This is a genomic window from Vogesella mureinivorans, from assembly GCF_007644035.1.
Classification (GTDB): Bacteria; Pseudomonadota; Gammaproteobacteria; order Burkholderiales; family Chromobacteriaceae; genus Vogesella; species Vogesella mureinivorans.
The window spans coordinates 1-305 of record NZ_VMTV02000684.1 but is presented as its reverse complement, the minus strand read 5'-3'; the positions used below and the strand labels follow the sequence as shown (position 1 = coordinate 305).

General features: G+C 68.5%; 1 protein-coding gene. It reads right to left on the bottom strand.

The window, feature by feature from the left end; genetic code table 11:
- The coding region (locus FLQ44_RS17730) for a hypothetical protein (protein WP_439144945.1) at positions 1-200 on the bottom strand (200 nt) is incomplete at its 3' end.
- Positions 201-305: the final 105 nt, after the last annotated feature.

Here is a 305-nt window from a genome sequence, read left to right as displayed (position 1 = left end):
AAGGGGTCGTGCCCGGCATTGCAGAAGGAGTGCCAGTAGCAGACCGCGAAGCGCAGATGCTCGGCCATGCTGCGGCCGCCGATCAAGCGCGCCGCGTCGTAGTGCTTGAACGCCAGCGGGTTGTCCGACTGCCGCCCCTCGAAGGGGATGCGGCCGATGCCGGGGAAGAACTCGCGGGAACCGATGTAGGGGCCGTGCATGGCGGATGTCCTTGGGCTTGAGGTGGAGAGCGCCGCGCTTCAGGGTCGGGCGTCGCTGGCGGGCGTGGGCGCATGCATGCGGCGCATGCAGTCGAGCCATTCGAG